This window comes from Micromonospora sp. C28SCA-DRY-2, from assembly GCF_030519475.1.
Lineage (GTDB): Bacteria > Actinomycetota > Actinomycetes > Mycobacteriales > Micromonosporaceae > Micromonospora.
On record NZ_JAUMKD010000007.1, the window covers coordinates 203570 to 225294 of the forward strand.

The window sequence follows — 21725 nt, forward strand, 5'->3', positions numbered from 1 at the left end:
TCCTCCCTGGGGACGTCGCGCCGGGGTCATCCGACGAACTGGAGTCGGGACACGAGCCACTCGCCGGAGTCCCGGTCGCGGACCATGTCCAGCTGGATCCGGTAGTGCGACGGCCGACCCTCGGGCGCCTTGGCGTTCTTCACGGTGGCGTCGACGGCCACGATGACCACCGCCCGGTCCCGGTCGCCGGAGACCAGGCCGGCGCGCAGCACCGACCCCCGCGAGTCGACCTTGTTCTCCACCACCGCGGCGCGCACCTGCGACTGGCCGCGGGTGAACTCGTCCTTGAACTCGCCGGTCGCCCCGGCGGCGATCCGTTGCAGGTCCCGGTCGACGCTGGCCGCGCTGACCGAGACGAAGTCGACGCTGGCCTGGCGGGCCGCGGCCACCGCCGCCTCGCGGGCGTCCGCGACGGCGCGCACGGTGTACCAGCGGTGCCCGTAGAACCCGGCAGCGGTCAGGCTGGCGGCGAGCAGCACCACGAGCAGGCCGACGAGAACTCTGCGGCGGGCCGCGGCCTTGTCCGCCGCCGCACCGCCGGCGCCGGTCCCGTCGGCCGCCGGGTCGTCGTCGGCCCCGGCCGGGTCGTCGTCGGCGTCGGCAGGTGGGTCGTCGGCCCGCGCCGGGTCGCCCAGCGCCGTCAGCTCGTCGACCTCGGCCGGGTCCGCCACCGGCTCCCGGTCGAGCCGCTCCAGCACGGCCTCGATCGACGGCTCCGGGCGCGGCACGGTGCGGTTGACCAGCCGGCGCTGGGTGGGCCGGCCGGGCGTGCCGGCCTTGGCGCCCTTGATCACTTTCAGGGTGCGGTCCCTGCGGGTCTGCACGGGCTCCTCCTCGGGTCTGCCGGTCACGGGGTCACCCCGGCGAGCAGCAACTGCTTCCACGACTGGTCGCCGGCCGTCCGGTACTGGCCGCCGGTCCCGCCGAACTGCAAAGGTCGACCGTCGGAGCCGAGCACCAGGCCGGTGGCCGGGTCGTAGCCGACGGCGCTGGCGGCGGGCGGGGCGCCGGTGGCGGGCGCCGGGTCGGCACCGCCCGGACGGGGCGCGTTCGGGGCGCCGCGCACCCCGGCGCCGGCCGCCCGGTCCTGCGGGCCGCACTGCCGGCTGCCGCCCCGGTACACGCAGGACGGCGGGTTGTTGAGGTTGAGCACCAGGCCGAGGTGGGCGGTGCCGTCGCCCGGGGTCACGGTGAAGCCGCCGGCCACGGCGATCGGGTACGCCACGAGCAGTTGCTCGATGCCGGGCAGCCGCCGGGCGGCGATCCCGTTGACGGTCACCAGGTTGCCGAGCAGGGTGCCGATGGTCGGCTCCAGGCCGCGCAGCAGTGCGATCGTCTCGGTGGCGGCGGGCGGACCGGCGGCGAGGACGCGCCGCAGGTCGGGGTCGGCCGCCCGGACGGTGGCGGCCAGCTCGGCCAGCCCGCGCGCCCAGCGCCGCAGCGCCTCCGCCGACTCGGCCTGGGTGGTCAGCACGGTGCGACCGTCGTGGATCAGGGCGAGGGTCTCGGGCAGGGCCGCGGTGGCGTCGGTGAGCAGCGCGTCCCCGGCGTCGAGGATCCGCGCCAGCGCGTCCTCGTTGCCCTGGAACGCGGTGCCCAGCTCGGTGATCAGCACGGCCAGGTCCTCCGGGCCGACCGAGCGGACCAGCGCGTCCAGGTTGGACAGCAGCACCTCGGGGGCGAGCGGCAGACCGGTGCGGTCGGCCGGGATCACCGAGCCGTCGCGCAGGTAGGGGCCGCCGTCGCGGTCCGGCCGCAGGTCGAGGTACTGCTCGCCGACGGCGGACCGGTGCGCCACCACCGCCCGCAACTCGGCGGGCACCCGCACGTCCCGGTCGATCCGCAGGTCGGCGCGGACGCCGTCGTCGCGCAGGTGGACAGCGGTGACCCGGCCGACGGGCACCCCGCGGTAGGTGACCGGGGCGTTGGCGAACAGGCCGCCGGCGCGGGCGAGGTCGACGTGCACCACGTATCCGCCGCCGAGCAGCCGGTCGCCGAGGCCGACGTAGCGCACCCCGACGTAGCCGACGCCGAGCAGGCTCACCAGCACGAAGGCGATCACCTGGAGTTTCGTGGTCCGTCCGATCATGGCAGCAGCCCCCCGCCGAGGATGTCGGTCAGGCCGCCGACCGTGCCGGTGATCGCGCCGGTCACCGGCAGGATGCAGTCGGCGGAGAGGATCGTGCCGACCGGGAGTTCGGTGCCGGCGGGGAAGGCGGTGCCGGGCGGCACGATCCCCTTGGGCAGGATCAGCCCGCCCACGGGCACCTTCGAGCCGGGCTTGAGCAGCACGCACCCCTCCGGCAGTTGGCACTCCTTCGGCGGCGTCCAGGTCGCCGGGAACTTCGTCAGGTCGGGCAGGCACTTCAGCAGCGGCAGGTCCGGCAGGGTCCCCCCGGGGCGGGATCCGGGGCGCGACCCGCCGGCCGTGGGCGGCGGTGCGGCACCGCCCGCCCGCGCGCCGGTGGCCGGCGCCCGGGCGGGCGCGGGCGCGGCGGCCACCAGGTTGGCCAGGATCGAGGCGGCATCCAGGTCGGCCGTGATGGCGAGGTTGACGAAATCGCCGACGATCGCGCCGGTCACGTTCGGCGGGAACGGGTACGACAGCATGAAGTCCAGCGACTTCGGCAGGTCGTCCCCGGCGCGGACCAGCTGTTCCAGGATCGGTTTCAGCGACCGCAGACTGGCCAGGGTGTCGTCGCGGCTGCGGTCGACCACCCGGGTGCCGACCCGGCCGAGTTCGCCGAGGGCGGTCAGCGCGCTGGTCAGCTGGGCGCGCTGGCGGGCCAGCACGGTCATCCCGGGGGCGAGCGCGTCGACGGCCTCGCCGACGACCTGCCGCTGCCGGGCCAGCCGCCCGCTCAGCCGGTCCAGCGCCTCGACCGCCCGGACGATGTTCGCCTTCTGCCGCTCCAGCCCGCCGACGAACTCGTCGAGCTGGCGCAACGCGTCGCGGACCGCGGGCTCCCGGCCGTCGAGCGCCCGGCCGAGTTCCTGGTTGATGGTGCGCAGCTGGGCCAGGCCGCCACCGTTGAGCAGCAGCCCCAGGGCGGCGAGCACCTCCTCCACCTCGGCGCCGCGGGTGGTGCGGGCCAGCGGGATGACATCGCCGTCGGCGAGCCGGCCGCGGCGCGGTTCGGTGGTCGGCGCGGTCACCGCCACGTACTTCTCGCCGAGCAGGCTGCTCTGCCGGACCGCGGCGGTGGCGTTGGCGGGCAGCTCGACCTCGCGATCGATCCGCAGCCTGACCCGGGCGGTCCAGCCGGCGAGCGAGATCTTCTCGACGCTGCCCACGGTGACGTCGTCGACCTTGACGGCCGCCTGCGGCACCAGGTCGAGCACGTCGGTGAACTCGGCGGTGACCCGGTAGCCGGGTCCGGACGGCGCCCCGCCGGGCAGCGGCAGGTCGGTCAGCTCCGGCAGGCCGCAGCCGGCGGGCAGCAGCGCCACGACCAGCGCCGCGGCCAGCAGCCGGCGGATCCGGGCGGTCATGCCGGGCCTCGCAGGATGCCGCCGAGGGTGCGGTCCACCGCGTCGACGGGGCCGCCCGGCGCCAGGTCGAGGGCCGGCCCACCGGGCTGGGTGGACGGAGGTTCGCCCGGCGGGACCGGGCCGGCCGTCGGGGCGCCGGGCGGCAGCTTGAGCAGCTTGCGCAGCTGGTCGGTCATCGGCAGGCCGCGCGCGTGCAGCGTCTGGGCGAGCGCGTGGCAGGTGGCCGGGACCTGTCTGGCGGGAAGCTGGTCGACGATCAGCGAGCAGGCGAAGCCGGCCGGGTCGTACGGGCCGGTGGCGTTGTCCCGGGTGTCCAGGGTGCCCGACCGGGGGTTGTAGGCCAGCGCGAGGTTGTTCAGCGCCAGCGGCGCCACGTCGAGGATCTCGATGACCGCCTCCTGCTGGCGGACCAGCACTCCGGTGATGTCGGCGAGCGCGGCGACGTCGGCGGTGAGCAGCTGGCGGTTCTTCTTCACGAAGGCGGTGACGTCGGCGAGCGCGACGGCCAGGTTGCGCAGCGCGGCGGAGAGCTCGTCGCGTTCGCCGGAGAGCTGTTCGGCCACGTCGGCCAACTGCCGGTGGAAGGCACGCACCTGCTGGTCGCTCTCGGCCAGGGTGGTGGTGAACCGTTGCAGGTTGCCCACCGAGCCGAACAGGTCCTGCCGGCCGTCGGCGAGCGTGGTCAGCGCCCGGGACAGCCCGTCCAGGGTCTCCCGCAGCTGCTCGCCGTTGCCCTCCAGGTTGGCCCGGCCGGTGGCGACCAGGTCGGACAGGGCGCCGTCGGCGTTCGCGCCGTCCGGGCCCAGTGCCCGGTTGAAGTCGTCCAGCGCCCGGTAGATGTCGTCGATCTCCATCGGCGCCGCGGTGCGGCTGGGCGGGATGTCGGCGCCGTCGGCCAGCGTGGCGCCGCCGGCGTACGCGGGGGTGAGCTGGACGTACCGGTCGCTGACCACGCTGGGCGGGACGATCAGTGCCTGCGCCTCGGACGGGATGCGCACCCCCGGGTCGTAGCGCATGGCGACCTCGACGGTGCGGCCGCGCGGGGTCACCGCCACCACCTCGCCGACCCGGACGCCGAGGACCCGGACGTCGGAGCCGGGGTGTACGCCGACGGCGCGGGTGAAGTGGGCGGTCAGCCGCCGCTGGGGCGGCTCGTGCCGGGTGACCACCACGGCGGCGGCCAGTGCGGTGAGCAGGACGGTGGCGGCGGCGACCGGCCGGCGCCAGCGGCGGGCGGCCATCACCGGCCGCCCGTGGGCACGTACGGCTGCACCAGGCCGTGCACGTACGAGTCGAACCAGCGGCCGTTGCCGACCACGTTGGCGAACGCGGTGACGAACGGCGCCATCCGCGCGATGCTGCGTTCCAGGTTGTCCCGGTTGCGTTGCAGCACGGCGATCACCTCCCGCAGCTCCCGCAGGGCCGGTTCGAGTTCGGTCCGGTTGTCGGCGACCAGCCCGGAGAGCTGGGTGGCCAGGTCGTTGGTGCCGACGAGCAGCTTGTGGATGGCGTCCCGGCGGCGGCTCACCTCGGCCAGCAACGCCTCGCCGTCGGTGACCAGCTTGCGGAACTCCTCGTCGCGGGTGGCCAGCACGTCGGTGACCTCGCGGGCCCGGGTCAGCAGCGAACGCAGTTCGGCGTCCCGGTCGGCGACGGTGCGGGAGAGCCGGGCCAGCCCGCCCAGCGCCGAGTCGACGCTGGCGGGGGTGTCGGCGAAGGTCTCCGACAGGGTGGCGAAGGCGGCGGCGAGCTGGTCGGTGTCGACCCGGTCGAGGGTGTCGGCGAGCCCGGTGACCGCCTGGACCACGTCGAACGGGGCGGCGGTGCGGTCCAGCGGGATCTGCCCGCCCTCCGGCAGCCGGCCCGCCCCGGCGGGCGTCAGGGCCAGGTACTTCTGCCCGAGCACCGTCTTGATCCGGATCGTCGCGCCGGTCCGGTCGCCCAGGCGTACGCCGTCGTCGTCGACCCGGAACCGGACCCGCACGTACGACCGGGTGTCGCTGGCGAGTTCGACGGCGGTGACCTTGCCGACGCGTACCCCGGCGACCCGCACCTCGTTGCCGACGGCGAGGCCGCTGGCGTCGGTGAAGGCCGCCTGGTAGGCCCGGCCGGTGAGCGCGGCGATCCGGTCGAGCTGGAAGGCGCCGAGCAGCGCGGCGACGATCAGGGTCAACCCGACGGCGCCGGTGACCACGGGGTTGCGTTCGCGGAACGCTTTCATCGGCTGCCTCCGGTGGCGCACCGGGCGGCCGGCGCGCTGAAGGTGACGGGGTTGAGGGTCTGGCCGGCGGCCGACACCCGGCCGTCGAAGTCGCAGAGGTAGAAGTTGAACCAGGAGCCGTACGAGGCGACCCGGGTCAGCGACTCGTAGCGCTGCGGCAGCCGGCCGAGCGTGCTGTCGATGACCGCGGAGTTGCGGTTGAGCGTGCCGGCGAGTTCGTCGAGAGCGCGGATGTCGGCGGCCAGCGGCGGGCGGGCCTCGCCCACCAGCGACGAGGTCGCCTCGGTGAGGTCGCCGAGGTTGACCAGCGCCTCGCCGATGGCGGTCCGGTCGGCGGCCAGCCCGGAGACGAACTCCTGAAGCTGGGTGACCGTCCGGTCGAGGTCGCGGTCCCGCTCGGCGAGGGTGGTCAGCACCGTGTTCAGGTTGGTGACCACCCGGCCGATGACGGCGTCCCGGTCGGCGAGGGTGTTGGTCAGCGAGGCGGTGCGGCTGAGCAGGCTCGCCACGGTGCCGCCCTCGCCCTGGAGCACCTGGATGATCTCGTAGGCGAGTTTGTTGACGTCCTCCGGGCGCAGCGCGGTGAACAGCGGCCGGAAACCGTTGAACAGCACTGTCAGGTCGAGCGCCGGGGTGGTCTGCCCGATCGGGATGAGCCCGTCCGGCCGCAGCGGCCGGCGCTCCCCCGGCCCTTCGGTGAGCGCCAGGTAGCGCTGCCCGACCAGGTTGCGGTAGCGGATGGCGGCGCGGACGCCGGTGGCCAGGGGGACGTCCTCGGTGAGGGTGAACTCCACCTCGGCCACGGTGTCGTCGACGACCCGGATCGCCCCGACCCGGCCGACCCGGACTCCGGCGATCCGCACGTCGTCGCCGGGCAGCAGGCCGGTGACGTCGGTGAACCGGGCCCGGTAGTCGACGCCGCCGGCCGGGAAGGCGCCCAGGGTCTGGGCGAGCAGCGCGGTCAGCAGCAGGGTCACCGCGGCGAAGGTCAGCAGCTTCACCAGGGGGCGCACGGTGCCGGTCATCGGGCGTTCACCACCGCTCCGCGCAGCAGCGGCCCCCACAGCAGCACCGCGATGTCGGGCACCTCCGCCGGCGGGGTGCCGGTGACGGCGCCGAGCAGCGGCTTCACCAGGGCCCGTTCCGGGCCGGTGGCGGCCTGGCCCATGGCCGGCGAGGCGGCGGCCGGGGTGGGCAGCCCGACGGGCAGGGTGACCGGGGGGCGCGGGCCGGAGTAGTCGTAGCCGTCGTCGATCGGCTTCTCCGGCGCCGGGCTGGGCGGGCGGGGCAGGCCGTGGCACTTGGGGCCGTCGTCGGCGCCGTAGACCGGCTCGTCGCGGCCCCGCTCGTACTTGCCGCCGTCGCGGGTGACCTCCAGGGTGATCCGCATCCGCCCGCCCGCGAACACCTCCTCCACCCGGGGTTGCAGGGCCACCAGGCCGCTCATCAGGCAGGGGTACTCGGGGGCGTAGGTGGCGAGCAGTTCGAGCACCGGCCGGCTCACCGCACCGAGCCGGATGAGCTGGTCGCCGTGCCGGTCGAGGAACCCGTGCGCGACGTCGGCGGCGTCGGTGGCCTCGGCGAGGAACGCGGCCAGCTGGGTGCGCTGGTCGGTGACCGTGCGGGCGGTGACGCTGACGTCGCGCAGCAGCGCGAGCAGGTCCGGCAGCGCGGCGTCGTAGCTGTCCAGCACGGTGGCCAGGGCACGCACGTCCGCCGCGATGGCCGGCATGGCCGGGTTGAGCCGGGCCAGGTACGCCTCCAGCCGGGCCAGGTTCGCGCCGAGCTGCTCGCCGCGGCCCTGCAGCGCGGTGGCCAGCGCGCCCAGCGTGGCGGCCAGCTGGTCGGGGCGGATCGCCTGCAACAGCGGCAGCGCCTCGTCGAGCACCCGCTCCAGCTCGACGGCGGTGCGGCTGCGGTCCTGGCTGATGACCGCGCCGTCGCGGATCGGCCCGGCGGTGCTGCCCGGTGGCGGGACGAGCTCGACGTAGCGCTCGCCGAAGAGCGTCTTGGGCAGCAGACGGGCGGTCACGTCGGCCGGGATCCGGGCGGTGGTCGCCGGGTCGAGGGCCAGCCGCAGGGTGGCGCCGGCGCCGTCGCCGCGTACCGAGCGGACGTCGCCGACCAGCACGCCGCGCACCTTGACGTCGGCGCCGTCGGCCAGTTGCAGGCCGGCGCGGTCGGCGTGCAGGGTGACCCAGGCGACCGGGGTGAACGCCTTGCGGTACTGCAGCACCGAGCCGGTCAGCGCGGCGGCCAGGACGGCGACGAAGACGATGCCGAGGATGCGATGTCTCATGCTCACCCCGCGATCCGGACTGTGGTGGTGGCGCCCCAGATGGCCAGGGACAGGAAGAAGTCGACGATGTTGACCGCGACGATGGCCAGCCGCACGGCCCGGCCGACCGCCACACCGACGCCGGCCGGTCCGCCGCTGGCGGTGTAGCCGTACCAGCAGTGCACCAGCACCACGATCACGCTGAACACCAGCACCTTGCCGAAGGACCAGAGCACGTCGCCGGGTGGCAGGAACAGGTGGAAGTAGTAGTCGTAGGTGCCCGCCGACTGCCCGAAGTAGAAGACGGCGATGGCGCGGGTGGCCAGGTAGCTGGAGAGCAGCCCGATCACGTACAGCGGGATCACCGCGATGAAGCCGGCGATCATGCGGGTGGTGACCAGGAACGGCAGCGACGGCACGCCCATCACCTCGAGCGCGTCGACCTCCTCGGAGATCCGCATGGCGCCGAGCTGGGCGGTGAAGCCGCACCCCACGGTGGCCGACAGCGCGAGCGCCGCCACCAGCGGGGAGATCTCCCGGGTGTTGAAGTACGCCGAGATGAAGCCGGTGAAGGCGCTGCTGCCGATCTGGTTGAGCGCCTGGTAGCCCTGCAGGCCCACCTCGGTGCCGGTGAAGAAGGTGAGGAAGCAGATGACGCCGACGGTGCCGCCGAGCACCGCGAGGGCGCCGGTGCCGAAGCTGACCTCGGCGAGCAGCCGTACCACCTCGCGCCGGTAGCGGCGCACGGTGCGCGGCGCCCAGCCGAAGGCCCGCAGGTAGAAGGCGAGCTGTCCGCCCAGGTCGTCGAGCTGTCGCAGCACCGGCACGTCAGCTTCCCTTCTGCGGTACGACCTGGAAGTACACGGCCGTGACGAGGAAGTTCAGCGCGAACAGCAGCATGAAGGTGAACACGACGCTCTGGTTGACCGCGTCGCCGACCCCCTTCGGGCCGCCCCGCGCGTTCATCCCCTGGTAGGACGCGACCAGGGCCGCGGTGGCGCCGAACAGCAGCGCCTTGACCTCGCCCACCAGCAGGTCGGGCAGTTGCCCGAGGGCCTGGAAGCTGGCCAGGTACGCGCCCGGCGTGCCGCCCTGCATGACCACGTTGAACAGGTAGCCGCCGGTCACCCCGACCACGCTGACCAGGCCGTTGAGCAGGACGGCGACCAGCATCGCCGCCAGCACCCGGGGCACCACGAGCCGGTGGATCGGGTCGATGCCCAGCACCCGCATCGCGTCCAGTTCCTCGCGGATCTTGCGGGAGCCGAGGTCGGCGCAGATCGCCGAGCCACCGGCGCCGGCGATGACCAGCGCGGTGACGATCGGCCCGGCCTCGCGCACCACGGCGAGCACCGACGCGGCGCCGGTGAACGACTGCGCGCCGAGCTGGCGCACCAGCGAGCCGAGTTGCAGCGCGATGACCGCGCCGAACGGGATCGCGACGAGCGCGGCCGGCAGGATCGACACCGAGCTGATGAACCAGGCCTGCTGGACGAACTCGCGCAGCTGCACCGGCCGGCGGGGCAGCGCCCGCAGGGTGTCGAGGCAGAAGCCGAAGAAGTCGCCGGAGCGGCGGACGGCGGTCAGTGGGGCGCTCATGCCGGGACTCCGCCGCGCTCCGGGCCGCACCGGGGCACCCTCGCGCCGAGCCTGGTGATCCGGTCGCTCATTCGGCCGCCTCCCCGTCCCGGGCGCCGACCGGGATTTCGACGGTCGGGCGGTCGGCGGTCAGCCGGTCCGTGAAGGAGCCCGGCGGCGGGGTCACGCCGTGCTCGCGGCACCACGCGCCGGGTGGGCGCTCGGCCCGTCGGGGCCGGCCATCGGAGGGCTGCAACTGGGTCGGGATGGGCGGCAGGGGCGGCAGCTCCACGCCGGCTTGGGCCTCGGCCCGCAGCTCCTCGGCGTCCTTCTCCTCGGCCATCCCGATCGGCCCGATCCGCTGGGCGTTGAGGAACTGCCGGACCACCGGCTCGGTGCTGGACAGCAACATCTCCCGCGGCCCGAACATGGCCAGGTGCCCGTGGTAGATCAGCCCGATGTTGTCCGGCACGGTCCGGGCGGTGTTGATGTCGTGGGTGACGATCAGGAACGTCGCCTCGGTGCGCTGGTTGAGGTCGATGATCAACTGGTTAAGGTACGCGGTGCGCACCGGGTCGAGGCCGGAGTCCGGCTCGTCGAAGAGGACGATCTGCGGGTCGAGGACGAGCGCCCGGGCCAGCCCGGCGCGCTTGCGCATCCCGCCGGAGATCTCCCCGGGCAGCTTCCGCTCGGCGCCGGTCAGGCCGACCATCTCCAGCTTCTCGCCGACCACCGCCCGGATCTGCGCCTCGCTCTTGCGGGTGTGCTCGCGCAGCGGGAAGGCCACGTTGTCGTAGATGGTCATCGAGCCGAACAGGGCGCCGTCCTGGAACAGCACGCCGAACAGCTTGCGGACCTCGTACAGGGCGCGCTCGGAGAGCCGGGGCAGGTTGTGGCCGGAGATCCAGATGTCGCCGCGGTCGGGCCGGAGCAGCCCGACCAGGGTCTTGAGGAAGACCGACTTCCCGGTGCCGGACGGGCCCAGCAGCACCGAGATCTCGCCGGCCGGCAGCGTGAGGCTGACGTCCGACCAGACCGGCTGCCCGCCGAAGGACTTGGTCAGCCCCTGCACGGCCACCTCGACGCCCACGCGGTCCCCTCTCCTCGGTGCTGCTACTTCGGACATCGCTGCGGCGCGGCGCGGTGTAACAGATTTCTCGCAATTTCTTTTCGGTACGGCCGAGCTACTCGCGGTGAGCTAGGCAAATGCCGGTCGGCTCGATAGCGTGCGCGTTAACCGGCCGGTAACGAAGGTGCTCCGCGACGCGATGACCACAACGATCGAGCCCGAACTCATCCGGCGGGCCGCAGAGGGCGACTCCAGGGCCATGGCGGCCCTGCTCACCGACGTGCGCCCGGGGCTGGTGCGGTACTGCCGGGCCCGGTTGGGGCGGATCGGCGGGGCGTACACCACGGCGGACGACGTGGCGCAGGAGATCTGCCTCGCCGTCCTGCGCGCGCTGCCCCGCTACCGCGACCAGGGCGCTCCGTTCTCCGCGTTCGTCTATGCCATCGCCGGGCACAAGGTGGCCGACGCGCAGCGCGCCGCGGCGCGGGCCGCCGCGGTCACCGCGGCCGCCGACGCCCCGCTCGACACCCCGGACGCGGAGCCCGGGCCGGAGCAGCAGGCCGTCGCCAGCGACCTCGCCCGCCGCCTGTCGGTGCTGCTGGACCGCCTGCCGGACGCGCAGCGGGAGATCGTCCTGCTCCGGGTGGCGGTCGGTCTCACCGCCGAGGAGGTCGGGGCGATCGTGGGCATGTCCGCCGCCGCCGTTCGGGTGGCCCAGTCCCGCGCCCTGGCCCGCCTCCGTACCCTGGCAGGCGACACACTGGACGAGGTGGCGGCATGACCGAGCAGCGGCCCCAGGGGGGCGACGAGCTGGACCTGGCGACCATCGCCCGGGACGACCAGCTGCTCGACGCGCTCGGCCGGGGCGAGCCGGCGCCGGCCGGCGACGACGTCGCCGCGATGCTCGCCGCCTGGCGGGCCGACCTCGACAACGCCGACGACGAGCCGGTCCTGCGGCCCGCCGTGCAGCCGCCGCCAGCGGCGCCCGCGTCCCGGCCGGCGGCGTTCGGGCAGCGCGTGCTGCGCCTCGCGGCGGCCGTGGTCGTCCTGGTGGCCATCGCGACAGCGCTCGGCGTCGCCAGCCGCACCGCCGGGCCGAGCAGCCCACTCTGGTCGCTGACCAAGGTGCTGCACCCCCAGCAGGCGCAGGTACGCACCGTCGAGGACACCATCGACCGGGCTCGGGTCGCACTGTCGGCCGGTCGGCTGGCCGAGGCCGCGCAGCTCGTCGAGCAGGCGCGGGACGACCTCGCCGGGGTCGACGACCGGGCGCTGGCCACCCGGCTGCGCGCGGAACTCGACGCCCTGCACCGCGAGCTGCTGGCCGCGCTGACGCCGCCACCCGCCCCCGCCACGGCCGCTCCGGCGCCCGCACCCACCGATGGCGGGTCCGCCCCACCGGCCGCGCCCGGCCCGGTGGGCTCGCCGCCACCCGCGTCGCCGCCGGCCGCCGGGGAGCCGGATCCGCCCCGCGTCCTGCCGTTGCCGTCACTGCCCACCCTGCTGCCCAGCGAGGGCCTGCCGCCGCTGCTCCCGTCGCTGCCCGGGCTGCCGCTACCCACCGGCAACCCGCTGGGCTGAGCACGCTCGGCCCGGCGGCCACGTCCGGCCCGGTCCACGGCCCACGGTTCGGCGCCGGCACCCGCGGCCGGCACTCCTTCGGCTGATGTCGATTTGTCGGGTGTCGGACCGTGTCCGTCCGCTCACCGTTCGGCACAATCAGGAGCAGCCCTGACAGGACTCCCGGAGGTGCGCGTGGTGCGGCGTCGCGGCCGGCTGGCTCGGACGGTGCTGCGTGGGCTGCTGCTGATCGCGGGCGCCCTCGGCGCCTGGAGCGCGTACGACGCGGTCGTCGACGAGGCCGCGTACGCCGCCGGTCCCAGCGAGCCGTGTCCGCTCGGCGAGCTGCTCGACGGGGTGGGGACGATCCTCGGCGCCCCGCTGCCCGGCGCCGCGACCGCCGCGCCGGGCGGTCAGGAGGCAGCCGAGGGTAGGCCGCACCCCGGCACCGCCCAGCCACCCGCGCCCGCCGGGTCGGCGGCCCCGCCCCCGACTGGGCAGCGGTCGGTAACGGGCGCATCGCCGGCGGACGCACCGGCGCCCGGCCGGGCGGCCGGGCCGGCCCGGGCCGTGCCGTCGGCCGACGACCCGAACGCCCCCGGCGCGCGTCGGGAGGGCGCCCGGCCGGGTGAGCGGACGCCGGCCAGGGCAGCTCCGGGCAGACCGGCGAGCGCCCTCCGCCCGCCGGCCCGGCCGGAGGTGGCACCCGCCCCCGGGACGCCGGTAGGGGACGCGCTGGCTCCGGTGCTCGGCCCGGCCAAGCCGATCGTGCGGGCCCTGGCGCCGGCGCTCGGCCCGGCCAAGCCGATCCTGGAGGCGCTGGCACCGGCGCTCGGCCCGACCCGACCGGTCCTGGAGGCGCTGGCACCGGCGCTCCGCCCGGCCAAGCCGGTCGTGGCGGCGCTCGCTCCGGCGCTCGACCTGGCGGAGCCGGTGGTCGGAGCCCTCGAACCGGTGCTGGACGTGGCCGAGCCGGTGGTGGACGCGCTCGCCCCGGTACTCGACGTGGCCCAGCCCGGCGTCGGCGGGCCGACCGGTCCCCCGACCCCACCCCAGAGCGTCACCGGCGTCCGGTCCCCGGCGACCGCACCCGCACCGGCCGCCACCGCGCCGACCAGGACCACCCAAACCGCACCCCCGGCGCCGGTCGACACCGGCGCGTGGTGGCCCGCCGCGACCTCCCGGCCGTCCGGTGCCGACCAGCCGGCCAGCGACGACGCCGCGGCGGGTCGCCACCGTCCGCCGGCCGGCGATCCGGGCCGCGCCCACCGCGAGGCGCCCGCCGGCTGCGGCAACACGGCCGGCACGGCCAGCGCGGGCGCCTGGTCCGGCGCCGCCGAGGGCCCCCTGCCCTGGGCCTGGCAACCGCAGCTCTGGCCGCAGGACGGTCACCCGGCCCGCAGCGACGAGCTGACCCACCGGACGAGCCGACCGGAGACCAGACCGGCCTGACGGCCACCCGGTCGGGCAGCACCCGAGGGCGCTGACCGGGCGACCGGCACTCCTGCCGGCCCCGCTCCGCACCCCGTCGTCGCCGCCCGACCGCGGCACAGGACGCACGGGGTGGGCGCTCGACGGGCCTTGCGGATCGGTCCGGTCGGCCCACCCACCGGCCCGGCGCACGATGCGCCCGGTCGGCCACACCGCCACGAACCGGGTGCCGACACCCGACTCCCGCGGCCACGAAAGACCTGCTCCACCGCAACTCCGTCGCGCGGGCTCAGCCACCCGCGCACCTGGGAAGGAGAGCTCGTGAAGAAGACCCTGCCGGTCGCCCGCGCCCGCTGGTGCGACATCGCCGACATCGTCGACCTGGTTGCCGGCGCACTGGCCCGCACCGACACCGGCGCCTGGCTCGTGCCCGACGTCCACCGCCGACGTCGGGTGCTGGCCGCCGTCACCCGGATCTGGACCGAGCACGCGCTGCTCTTCGGCGAGGCGTACCTGGCCAGCGACCGCTCCGCCGCCGCCGTCTGGTTCCACCGGTACGGCCCGATCCCGCCGCCGCCCGGCTACGGCGAGCGGCTCGCCGTCGCCTGCGGCGACTACCTGGACCGGTTCCTGCTCCTCGACGAGGTCCTCGCCGACCGGCGGCCCACCGGCCCGCACAACCACCTGGCGTTCTTCGCGGTCGCACCCGAGCCACGTCGCGGCGACCGGTCCGGCACGCTGCTCGCCGGCAGTCACGCCCGGATGGACGCCAGCCTGCTGCCCTCGTACACGGAGGCGACGACGCTCGCCGAGCGGGACCTGTACGCCCGGCACGGTTACGTCGCGCACGGATCGTTCACGCTGCCCGACGGCACCACGGCGTACCCGATGTGGCACCGGCCGTGACGGCCGCCGGTGGGTCCGGGCGGGCCCACCGGCGGCCGACCGGCGCTCACCGCGCCGGCCCGCCCGCGGCCTCCAGGCCGGCGAGGGCCCGCCGCAGCGCCCCGGCCCGGGCCGCCGGGGTGCGCGCCTTGAGCAGCGGCAGGAACACCGCGTACCGGTCGCTGCGGCCGAGCGCCCGGTAGGCCGCGCGGGCGCGGTCGTTCGCCGCCAGCGCCGCGGCCAGGTCGTCGGGTACGGCGGCGCTGCGCTGCGGCGCGTACGCCGCCGCCCAGCGACCGTCGGCCCGCGCCGCCGCGACCTGGGCCCGGCCGGCGGGGCGCATCCGCCCGGCGGCCTCGAGCGCGGCGACCCGTTCGACGTTGACCCGGGACCAGGGACTGCCGGGCCGGCGCGGCGAGTAGCGCTGGAGGAAGTGCGTGTCGTCCAGGCGGCGGCGGTGGCTGTCGATCCAGCCGTGGCAGATGGCCACGTCGCCGGCCTCGGTGGCGGTCATGGTGCCCGCGCCGCTGCCCTTGCGGGCGATGGCCAGCCAGACGGCGGACCGGCTGGTGCCGTGCGCGGCGAGCCACCGGTCCCACTCGTCGACATCGGCGCAGCGGAGGATGTCGGCGTCGTCCACGGGCTCACTCCCTCCCGTCGACGATCTCGACGTAGTGCGGGTTGTACATCACGCCGAGCAGGTTGCCGAACGGGTCGACCACGGTGGCGGTGACGAAGCCCGCGCCCCGGTCCCGCGGCGGCTCGTGCTCGGTGGCGCCCATCGCGAGCAGCCGCGCGACCATGCCGGGCACGTCGTCGACGTGCCAGTAGAGGACGACGCCGCCCGGACCGGCGGCCGCACCCGGCGGCCGGTAGCGGCTGTCGATCAGGCCGAGTTCGTCCTGGTGGTCGCCGAGTCGCCATTCGGCGTAGCCGTCACGCAGGAAGTACGGCTCGAAGCCGATCAGTTCGCTGTACCGGGCCTTCGCCGCCGGCCAGTCCGCGGCCCAGTAGCTGACGTTGGCCATGCCCCGCAGTTTCGGTGTCTCCGTCATGCCCCTCACGCTAGGAGGTGTTGAGGAACGATCGGTTCCTCGATCTGACGCAGAATCGGGGAATGTTGGAAACCTCGGCGCGACTGCTGCGCCTGCTCTCGTTGTTGCAGCAGCGGCGGGACTGGTCCGGCGCGGAGCTGGCCGGCCGGCTGCGGGTCACCACCCGGACGGTGCGCAACGACGTCGACCGGCTGCGGCAGCTCGGCTACCAGGTGGACTCGACCACCGGGCCGGCCGGCGGCTACCGGCTGGGTGCGGGCAACGCGCTGCCGCCGCTGCTGCTCGACGACGACGAGGCGGTGGCGGTCGCGGTGGGGCTGCGCGCCGCGGCGGCGGGCACTGTCACCGGCCTGGAGGACGTGTCGCTGCGGGCGCTGACCAAGCTGGAGCGGACGCTGCCGGCGCGGCTACGGCCGCGGGTGGACGCCCTGCGCGGGACGACGGTGTCGGCGGCCGGCGGCGGGCCGACGGTCGACGCCGACACGTTGACCACGATCGCGGCGGCCGCGCACGACCACGAGCGGCTCCGGTTCCGCTACGTGGGCCACGACGGGCAGAGCAGCGAGCGCGACGTCGAGCCGCACACCCTCGTCTACACCGGCCGCCGCTGGTACCTGCTGGCCTGGGACACCGACCGGCGGGACTGGCGCACCTTCCGCGCCGACCGGATCCGGCCGCTGCCGCCGGCCGGGCCGCGGTTCGTGCCGCGCGAGCCGCCCGGTGGCGACGCCGCCGCGCACGTGCTGCGTGGTGTCCGGTCGGAGGTGTGGAGGTACCAGGCGCGGATCCGGGTGCACGCGCCGGCCGCGGTGGTGGCCGAACGCAGCACCACCACCTCGGGGCAGGTCGTCCCGCTCGACGACGGCACGTGCGAGCTGGTCACCGGCACCGACTCGCTCACCGACCTGGCCACCTACCTGGCCAAGTTCGAGGTGCCGTTCACCGTGCTGGAGCCGCCCGAGCTGCGCGAGGCGCTGCGCGAGTTGGCCGCCCGCTACCTCGCGGCCGCCGGGTGAGGGCGGCGCACCGATACAGCGGGTTCCGGCGGGGCGCACCGGCCGCGCGGGCCGTTTGCCGGGCGGGCACGCGGGTAGACGCCGCTGTCCACGCAGAGAAAGGCCCGGCAGGTGGAGAACAGCGAGTTCATCGACTCGGTGGCGCGACGCTTGCGTACCTCACCCGAGCAGGCGACCGCCATCACCCGCGCCACGCTCACGACCCTCGCCGAGCGGATCGACGGGGGCGAGGCGCGGGACCTGTCCGCCCGGCTCCCCGAGGGGCTGCGGGCCTACGCGTTCGCGCCCCGGGACAAGGCCCAGCGGTTCGGGCTGGACGCCTTCGTGCAGCAGGTCAGCGGCCGGGCGGAGGTGGACGGCGACCTGGCGAAGGCGGGGATGCGCGCGGTGTTCGACACCCTCCGCGAGGCCATCCCGCCGGGCGAGTACGACGACGTCGTCACCCACCTGCCCGCGGAGTTCTGGGACTCACCGACTCGGCGGCCCGCTACGACGGGGAGACCCGCCGCGGCTGACCCGTACCCGCGCCGGTTCGGGGGTCGGCGGCTCAGCGGAGCTTGGGGTCGAGGGCCTCGCGGACCGCCTCGCCGAGCATCACGAAGCTCAGCACGGCGGTGACGAGGAACGCGGCGGGGAAGAAGAGCAGGAACGGCGAGACGCGGATGTACTGCTGCGCCTCACTGATCATGATGCCCCAGGACACCACCGGGGTCTTCAGGCCGACGCCCAGGAAGGACAGCGTCGCCTCGGCGCCGATGAACGAACCCACCATGATCGTGCCGTACACCAGCAGCGGCGCCAGGCAGTTCGGCAGCAGGTGCTTCAGGATGATCCGGCCGGTGCCGGCACCCAGCGCCCGCGCGGCCACGATGTAGTCCGCCTCCTTGGTGGCCAGCACCGAGGAGCGCATCAGCCGCATCACCACCGGCCAGCTCAGCACCGTCAGGGAGAGGATCACCAGACCCATGATCTCCGGGGTGCTGTTGTCGGTGCCCGAACCGTTGAAGGTGGTCAGGATGACGATAGCGCCGAGCACGAACGGCAGGCCGAAGAAGACATCGGCGATCCGGGACAGCAGGCCGTCCACCCAGCCGCCGCGGTAGCCGGCGATGATCCCCATGGTGCCGCCGATCAGCAGCGTACCGGCCACCGAGAGCACCGCCACCACGATCGAGGCGCGGGCGCCGTAGATGACCCGGGCGTACACGTCGCGGCCCTGCACGTCGTAGCCGAACCAGCCGTCGGCCCCCGGCTCCACCCGGCTGCGCGACAGCGCGCCGTTGACCGGGTCGCCGTTGGTGAACAGCGACGGGAACGCCGCCATCACCAGGAAGATCACGATGAACGTGGCCGAGATCCAGAACAGCGGCTTGCGACGCAGGTCCCGCCAGGCGTCACCGAGCAGACCGCGCGGCTTGTCGGCGCGGGTGCCGCCCGGAAGCCCCGGGTTGACCGGCGCGACGATCTCGGACGGCTGCTCGGGGCGGGGTGCGGAGGCGATCGACGCCGTGCTCGGATCACTCATGACGGCTCCTCCGGTGCGGGGCGGCGTGGAGCAGATCCACCAGCAGGTCTACCAGGAACGTGACGACGCCACAACAGACGGTCCGCCAGAAGCCGGTCAGCCCTCCCGGTACGCGGGCAGCCCGAGCGCGGCCCGGACCGTGCCGGCCTCCTCGGCGCCGCTGTGCGCCGCCGCCGCCCGGATCTCCCGCAGCAGCGCCTCGGCGTCGGCCGCCTTGCTCGCACGCCGCCAGTGCCGCAGCGCGATGTCGTTCTCGGCCAGCAGGGCGGCCATCGGCGCCCGGGCCGGCGCCGGCCAGGTCGTCTCCCGCAGCGCCGCCGCGTGGGCCTCGTTGGCCCGAAGCACCTCGGCGGCCAGCTCGCGCACCGTCCGCCAGGGCTTCCCCGCGTTGGCCGCCGTCTCCAGCTTCTCCAGCGCGGTGTTGTACGGCTCGACGATCGCCAGGTAGCGGCGCTTCGCCTGCTCCGGCGTCAGCGCGGCCGGCGTGGTCGGCCCGGCCGACGCGCCACCCTGCCAGGCCGGTTGCCGGGTCTGCGCCCCGGTCTGGTCGCCGCCGCAACCGGCGAGCAGCACGGTCAGGGCCAGGGCGGCCGTCCAGCGACGCACGTCATTCCCCTCCGTCGGGCTGCGGAACAGCCGGAGTCTAGGGGCCACCGGGCACCCGCGCCGCCCCGCCCACCGGCCCGCTCCCCCGCCGCCGGCCCAACCGCGGCGGGATCTTGACCGGCCAAAATCGCAGGTCATAGGCTCCGGTCAATGTGAGCCATTTCCCGGGAAGGGAAGACGACCATGGCCCCGATGACGCGTCCGGTCTGGACGGTTCCTCCGAGACGGTTGGCGGGCGCGGCCGCGGTCGCGCTCGTGCTCGGCACGACGCCCCTGCTGGGCGCCGCGCCGGCCACCGCCACCCCGCGACCCGCCCCCTGCAGCACCGACCCGAACGCCCGGCTGGCCGCCGTGCCCAGCCCGGAGCAGTCCCTCGGCTTCCCCCTCGGCGTCGGCCAGGAGCGGGTGGTCGGCACCGACGAGATCCGCCGGTACCTCGGCGCCGTCGACGCCGCCTCCGACCGGGTCGTCACCGGCGTCCTGGGCACCAGCGTGCTCGGCCAGCCGCTGCCGTACGCGGTGGTGTCCACCGAGCGCAACGTCCGGCCGGCCACCCTGCGGAAGATCGCCGAGGACGTCCGCGACCTGCGGGATCCCCGGCGCACCTCGGCGCGGAAGGCGGCCGCGACCGCGGCCGGCGACCCGGCCATCGTCTGGGTCACCGGCAACGTGCACGGCGGCGAGAAGAGCGGCGCCGACGCCGCGCTCAAGACGCTGTACGAGCTGGCCTCGGGGCTCTCCTGCGAGGTCGCCCGGCGCAACGAGAACCTGGTCACCGTCATCGTGCCGACGCAGAACCCGGACGGCCGGGACGCCAGCCGGCGGCAGAACGAGTACGGCTTCGACCTGAACCGGGACTGGTTCGCCCGCACCCAGCAGGAGACCGACAGCAAGCTGGAACTGATGCGGCGGTACCCGCCGCAGGTGTTCATCGACGCGCACGAGATGGGCGGCCGGCAGTACTTCTTCCCGCCCAACGCCGACCCGATCCACCACGAGATCGCCGGTGAGGCGGTCGACTGGATCAACCGGATCGGCGAGGCCAACAAGGCCGGCTTCGGCTACAACGGCGCCTGCGGCGGCGCGGTCACCACCGAGTGCTACTTCAACTACTCCACCTACGACCTGTTCTTCATGGGCTACGGCGACACGGTCCCGGCCGCCGGCTTCGGGGCCGCCGGCATGACCTTCGAGAAGGGCAGCGCCTCGGCGGTGGCCGACCGGGTGCAGCAGCAGTTCCACACCCAGTGGTCCACGCTCGGCTGGGCGGCGGCGCACAAGCGCGAGCTGCTGGCCGGCTACTTCCGGATCTGGACCGACGCGCTGGCCCAGGGCCGGGCCGGCGCGCTGGAGCCGAACGAGGTGGTGCAGCCGACCAACACCGTGCAGTTCCCGGTGCCGGACATCCGGATCCGCTCGTACTTCCTGCTGCCCGACCGGCAGCTCGCCGACGTGCGCCAGCTGGTCGAGCGGCTGCGGCGGATGGACGTCGAGGTGTACGAGGTGCAGCGGCCGACCCGGTTGCCGACCGCCCGGATCTTCGGCGGGCGCAGCGCCACCAACCTGACAGTGCCGAAGGGCGCGTACTGGATCCCGATGGACCAGCCGCAGAAGCACTGGATCCAGGCGATCATGGGCGAGGACCCGTACACCCCGTTCCCGTACTTCTATGACGTGTCGTCCTGGAGCAACCCGCTGCTGATGGGCGTGTCCGCCGTCTACACCGGGGACGACGTCCGGCCGTGGGCGCGGCCGGTCCGAGAGATCACCGGCGGGCGCACCGCCTGGGCCGGGCCGACCGGTTCGTACGCGTACCCGCTGGACTCCGCCGCAGCCGCGGAGTTCACCTTCGCGCTGCTGGGCCGGGGCGTACCGCTGGTGCGGGACCTGGACAGCGGGGTGGTCGGGCTGCCGGCGACCAGCCTGACCCGCGAGGTCGACCGGCTCGCCGGGTCGCTCGGGGTGACCCTGGCCCCGCGGCGTGGGCCGGCCACGGGCAGCGCGCTCGACCTGCCCGACGTGGGGCTGTTCCAGGGCACCGGCATCTCCACCACCGCCGGCTCGCACGGGGAGGCCCGCTACGTGCTGGGCAAGCGGTGGGGGCTGGAGCTCACCCCGGTGACCACCGCCGACATCAACGACAACACCGAGGCGTTCACCGGGCGCACCGTGCTGCTCGTGCCGGACGGCAACAGCCCGACCGGCGGTCTCACCGCCGCCGGGCAGGCCAACCTGCGGAACTGGATCGCGCAGGGCCACACCTACGTCGGGCTGCGCAACGAGGGCACCCGGCTGGCCCGGGCCGCCGGGCTCACCTCCACCACCGAGCAGCCGAAACCGACCGGCTACACGGTGATCGGCTCGCACCTGCGGGTGGACGTGGACCGCGACAGCCCGGTCGCGCTGGGCCGGCCGGCGGAGGACTTCGAGTTCAACAACAACGACCCGATCCTGACCCCGAGCACCACCGGCACGAACGTGCTCCGCTACCCGAGCGGCGACACCTTCTGGGCCAACGGCTACACCGTCGGCGCGGACACGCTGAAGGGCACGGTCGCGCTGGTCGACGAGCCGACCGGGGCCGGCCGGGCGGTGCTGTTCGCGTTCAACCCGCTCTTCCGGGCGTACAACGAGAACGGGCTGCACCTGGTGGCCAACGCGCTGCTGCTGCCCGGCGGCGCGGCGAGCCGCGCCGCGACGCCGCCCGCCGTCGCCCCGGCCCGCGCGGCCGCCGCGGCCGCACCGGTGCCGGCGGATCTCGGCGGCGGCTGGCGACCGATCACCATCGAGGTCGCCCCCGCCGACCTGGCCCGCACCCGGGCGGTCGTCGCCGGCTTCACCGGTGCCGGGCGGGCGTCCCTGGCGAACGGGTCGGCCTACCTGGTGATCCCGAACCCGGACGGTCTCCAGGCCGACGAGCACCCGTTCCTCGGTGATCTGGTACGGGCGCTGCGCGACGCCCGGGTGCCGCTGCGCTCGGTGGTGGCCTGAGGTGGCCTGAGGTGCCCT

21 protein-coding genes are annotated in these 21725 nt (G+C 74.9%); 7 read left to right on the top strand and 14 right to left on the bottom strand.

The annotated features are described in order from the left end of the window. Nucleotides 1-26: 26 nt before the first annotated feature. From Q3W71_RS25480 to Q3W71_RS25525, 10 genes are all read right to left on the bottom strand, one after another. On the bottom strand, nt 27-851 hold the full coding sequence (locus Q3W71_RS25480) for a hypothetical protein (RefSeq protein WP_302921984.1): 825 nt from the start codon (nt 849-851) through the stop codon (nt 27-29). Next, on the bottom strand, nt 848-2089 hold the full coding sequence (locus Q3W71_RS25485) for an MCE family protein (protein WP_302921985.1): 1242 nt from the start codon (nt 2087-2089) through the stop codon (nt 848-850). The genes Q3W71_RS25480 and Q3W71_RS25485 overlap by 4 nt, the downstream gene beginning before the upstream one ends. After that, the gene (locus Q3W71_RS25490) at nt 2086-3492 is read right to left on the bottom strand and encodes an MCE family protein (protein ID WP_302921986.1); all 1407 of its coding nucleotides are present in this window, start codon (nt 3490-3492) and stop codon (nt 2086-2088) included. Before Q3W71_RS25490 ends, Q3W71_RS25485 begins: the two co-directional genes overlap by 4 nt. Further along, nucleotides 3489-4733, bottom strand: coding sequence for an MCE family protein (locus Q3W71_RS25495; RefSeq protein ID WP_302921987.1), 1245 nt, complete (start codon nt 4731-4733; stop codon nt 3489-3491). The genes Q3W71_RS25490 and Q3W71_RS25495 overlap by 4 nt, the downstream gene beginning before the upstream one ends. Next, the gene (locus Q3W71_RS25500; protein ID WP_302921988.1) at nt 4733-5713 is read right to left on the bottom strand and encodes an MCE family protein; all 981 of its coding nucleotides are present in this window, start codon (nt 5711-5713) and stop codon (nt 4733-4735) included. The genes Q3W71_RS25495 and Q3W71_RS25500 overlap by 1 nt, the downstream gene beginning before the upstream one ends. Next, the gene (locus Q3W71_RS25505; RefSeq protein ID WP_302921989.1) at nt 5710-6738 is read right to left on the bottom strand and encodes an MCE family protein; all 1029 of its coding nucleotides are present in this window, start codon (nt 6736-6738) and stop codon (nt 5710-5712) included. The genes Q3W71_RS25500 and Q3W71_RS25505 overlap by 4 nt, the downstream gene beginning before the upstream one ends. Beyond that, nucleotides 6735-8012, bottom strand: a complete 1278-nt coding sequence (locus Q3W71_RS25510) for an MCE family protein (protein ID WP_302921990.1) — start codon at nt 8010-8012, stop codon at nt 6735-6737. The genes Q3W71_RS25505 and Q3W71_RS25510 overlap by 4 nt, the downstream gene beginning before the upstream one ends. A 2-nt stretch (nt 8013-8014) precedes the next feature. After that, nucleotides 8015-8818: an ABC transporter permease gene (locus Q3W71_RS25515; RefSeq protein WP_302921991.1), complete on the bottom strand. Its 804-nt coding sequence runs from the start codon at nt 8816-8818 to the stop codon at nt 8015-8017. Between the two features lies 1 nt (nt 8819). Continuing rightward, a complete protein-coding gene (locus Q3W71_RS25520; protein WP_302921992.1) occupies nt 8820-9590 on the bottom strand; it encodes an ABC transporter permease in 771 nt (256 codons plus the stop codon). A 67-nt stretch (nt 9591-9657) separates the two neighbouring features. Beyond that, nucleotides 9658-10659 carry an ABC transporter ATP-binding protein gene (locus Q3W71_RS25525; RefSeq protein WP_302921993.1) on the bottom strand — a complete coding sequence of 334 codons (1002 nt, stop codon included), beginning with the start codon at nt 10657-10659 and terminating at the stop codon, nt 9658-9660. A 178-nt stretch (nt 10660-10837) separates the two neighbouring features. Between Q3W71_RS25525 and shbA the strand changes: the two genes are divergently transcribed. The 4 genes from shbA (at nt 10838) to Q3W71_RS25545 (ending at nt 14535) form a co-directional block, all read left to right on the top strand. Then, nucleotides 10838-11419 carry an RNA polymerase sigma factor ShbA gene (shbA, locus tag Q3W71_RS25530; RefSeq protein WP_302921994.1) on the top strand — a complete coding sequence of 194 codons (582 nt, stop codon included), beginning with the start codon at nt 10838-10840 and terminating at the stop codon, nt 11417-11419. After that, nucleotides 11416-12219 carry an anti-sigma-D factor RsdA gene (locus tag Q3W71_RS25535; RefSeq protein WP_302921995.1) on the top strand — a complete coding sequence of 268 codons (804 nt, stop codon included), beginning with the start codon at nt 11416-11418 and terminating at the stop codon, nt 12217-12219. Before shbA ends, Q3W71_RS25535 begins: the two co-directional genes overlap by 4 nt. 177 nt (nt 12220-12396) lie before the next feature. After that, nucleotides 12397-13650 carry a hypothetical protein gene (locus Q3W71_RS25540; RefSeq protein ID WP_302921996.1) on the top strand — a complete coding sequence of 418 codons (1254 nt, stop codon included), beginning with the start codon at nt 12397-12399 and terminating at the stop codon, nt 13648-13650. A 300-nt stretch (nt 13651-13950) separates the two neighbouring features. Continuing rightward, on the top strand, nt 13951-14535 hold the full coding sequence (locus Q3W71_RS25545) for a hypothetical protein (RefSeq protein ID WP_302921997.1): 585 nt from the start codon (nt 13951-13953) through the stop codon (nt 14533-14535). A 46-nt stretch (nt 14536-14581) separates the two neighbouring features. Here Q3W71_RS25545 and Q3W71_RS25550 read toward each other — a convergent pair whose 3' ends face one another. Continuing rightward, nucleotides 14582-15154 carry a YdeI family protein gene (locus tag Q3W71_RS25550; protein WP_302921998.1) on the bottom strand — a complete coding sequence of 191 codons (573 nt, stop codon included), beginning with the start codon at nt 15152-15154 and terminating at the stop codon, nt 14582-14584. 4 nt (nt 15155-15158) lie between these two features. Continuing rightward, nucleotides 15159-15569, bottom strand: a complete 411-nt coding sequence (locus tag Q3W71_RS25555; RefSeq protein ID WP_302921999.1) for a VOC family protein — start codon at nt 15567-15569, stop codon at nt 15159-15161. Between the two features lie 62 nt (nt 15570-15631). Here Q3W71_RS25555 and Q3W71_RS25560 point away from each other — a divergent pair, with 62 nt between their 5' ends. Both Q3W71_RS25560 and Q3W71_RS25565 read left to right on the top strand, forming a co-directional pair. Then, nucleotides 15632-16585 carry a YafY family protein gene (locus tag Q3W71_RS25560; protein ID WP_302922000.1) on the top strand — a complete coding sequence of 318 codons (954 nt, stop codon included), beginning with the start codon at nt 15632-15634 and terminating at the stop codon, nt 16583-16585. Nucleotides 16586-16696: 111 nt separating this feature from the next. Further along, nucleotides 16697-17203 (top strand): DUF2267 domain-containing protein, encoded by a 507-nt coding sequence (locus Q3W71_RS25565; RefSeq protein WP_302922001.1) that lies wholly within the window; start codon nt 16697-16699, stop codon nt 17201-17203. On the opposite strand, the gene Q3W71_RS25570 is transcribed toward Q3W71_RS25565, so the two are convergent. Next, nucleotides 17133-18110 carry an ABC transporter permease gene (locus Q3W71_RS25570; RefSeq protein WP_302922002.1) on the bottom strand — a complete coding sequence of 326 codons (978 nt, stop codon included), beginning with the start codon at nt 18108-18110 and terminating at the stop codon, nt 17133-17135. The genes Q3W71_RS25565 and Q3W71_RS25570 overlap by 71 nt on opposite strands. A gap of 96 nt (nt 18111-18206) precedes the next feature. Further along, complete coding sequence (locus Q3W71_RS25575; RefSeq protein ID WP_302922003.1) at nt 18207-18716, bottom strand: hypothetical protein; 510 nt, start codon at nt 18714-18716, stop codon at nt 18207-18209. A 192-nt stretch (nt 18717-18908) separates the two neighbouring features. Here Q3W71_RS25575 and Q3W71_RS25580 point away from each other — a divergent pair, with 192 nt between their 5' ends. Next, nucleotides 18909-21707, top strand: a complete 2799-nt coding sequence (locus Q3W71_RS25580; RefSeq protein ID WP_302922004.1) for a M14 family zinc carboxypeptidase — start codon at nt 18909-18911, stop codon at nt 21705-21707. Nucleotides 21708-21725 lie beyond the last annotated feature (18 nt).

Coding starts and splice junctions, on each gene's coding strand:
- Q3W71_RS25490 (WP_302921986.1), bottom strand. CDS start 3,492: ATGACCGCCCGGATCCGCCGGCTGCTGGCCGCGGCGCTGGTCGTGGCG.
- Q3W71_RS25520 (WP_302921992.1), bottom strand. CDS start 9,590: ATGAGCGCCCCACTGACCGCCGTCCGCCGCTCCGGCGACTTCTTCGGC.
- Q3W71_RS25500 (WP_302921988.1), bottom strand. CDS start 5,713: ATGAAAGCGTTCCGCGAACGCAACCCCGTGGTCACCGGCGCCGTCGGG.
- Q3W71_RS25495 (WP_302921987.1), bottom strand. CDS start 4,733: ATGGCCGCCCGCCGCTGGCGCCGGCCGGTCGCCGCCGCCACCGTCCTG.
- Q3W71_RS25505 (WP_302921989.1), bottom strand. CDS start 6,738: ATGACCGGCACCGTGCGCCCCCTGGTGAAGCTGCTGACCTTCGCCGCG.
- Q3W71_RS25580 (WP_302922004.1), top strand. CDS start 18,909: ATGACGCGTCCGGTCTGGACGGTTCCTCCGAGACGGTTGGCGGGCGCG.
- Q3W71_RS25570 (WP_302922002.1), bottom strand. CDS start 18,110: ATGAGTGATCCGAGCACGGCGTCGATCGCCTCCGCACCCCGCCCCGAG.
- Q3W71_RS25510 (WP_302921990.1), bottom strand. CDS start 8,012: ATGAGACATCGCATCCTCGGCATCGTCTTCGTCGCCGTCCTGGCCGCC.
- Q3W71_RS25555 (WP_302921999.1), bottom strand. CDS start 15,569: ATGACGGAGACACCGAAACTGCGGGGCATGGCCAACGTCAGCTACTGG.
- Q3W71_RS25535 (WP_302921995.1), top strand. CDS start 11,416: ATGACCGAGCAGCGGCCCCAGGGGGGCGACGAGCTGGACCTGGCGACC.
- shbA (WP_302921994.1), top strand. CDS start 10,838: ATGACCACAACGATCGAGCCCGAACTCATCCGGCGGGCCGCAGAGGGC.
- Q3W71_RS25560 (WP_302922000.1), top strand. CDS start 15,632: ATGTTGGAAACCTCGGCGCGACTGCTGCGCCTGCTCTCGTTGTTGCAG.
- Q3W71_RS25485 (WP_302921985.1), bottom strand. CDS start 2,089: ATGATCGGACGGACCACGAAACTCCAGGTGATCGCCTTCGTGCTGGTG.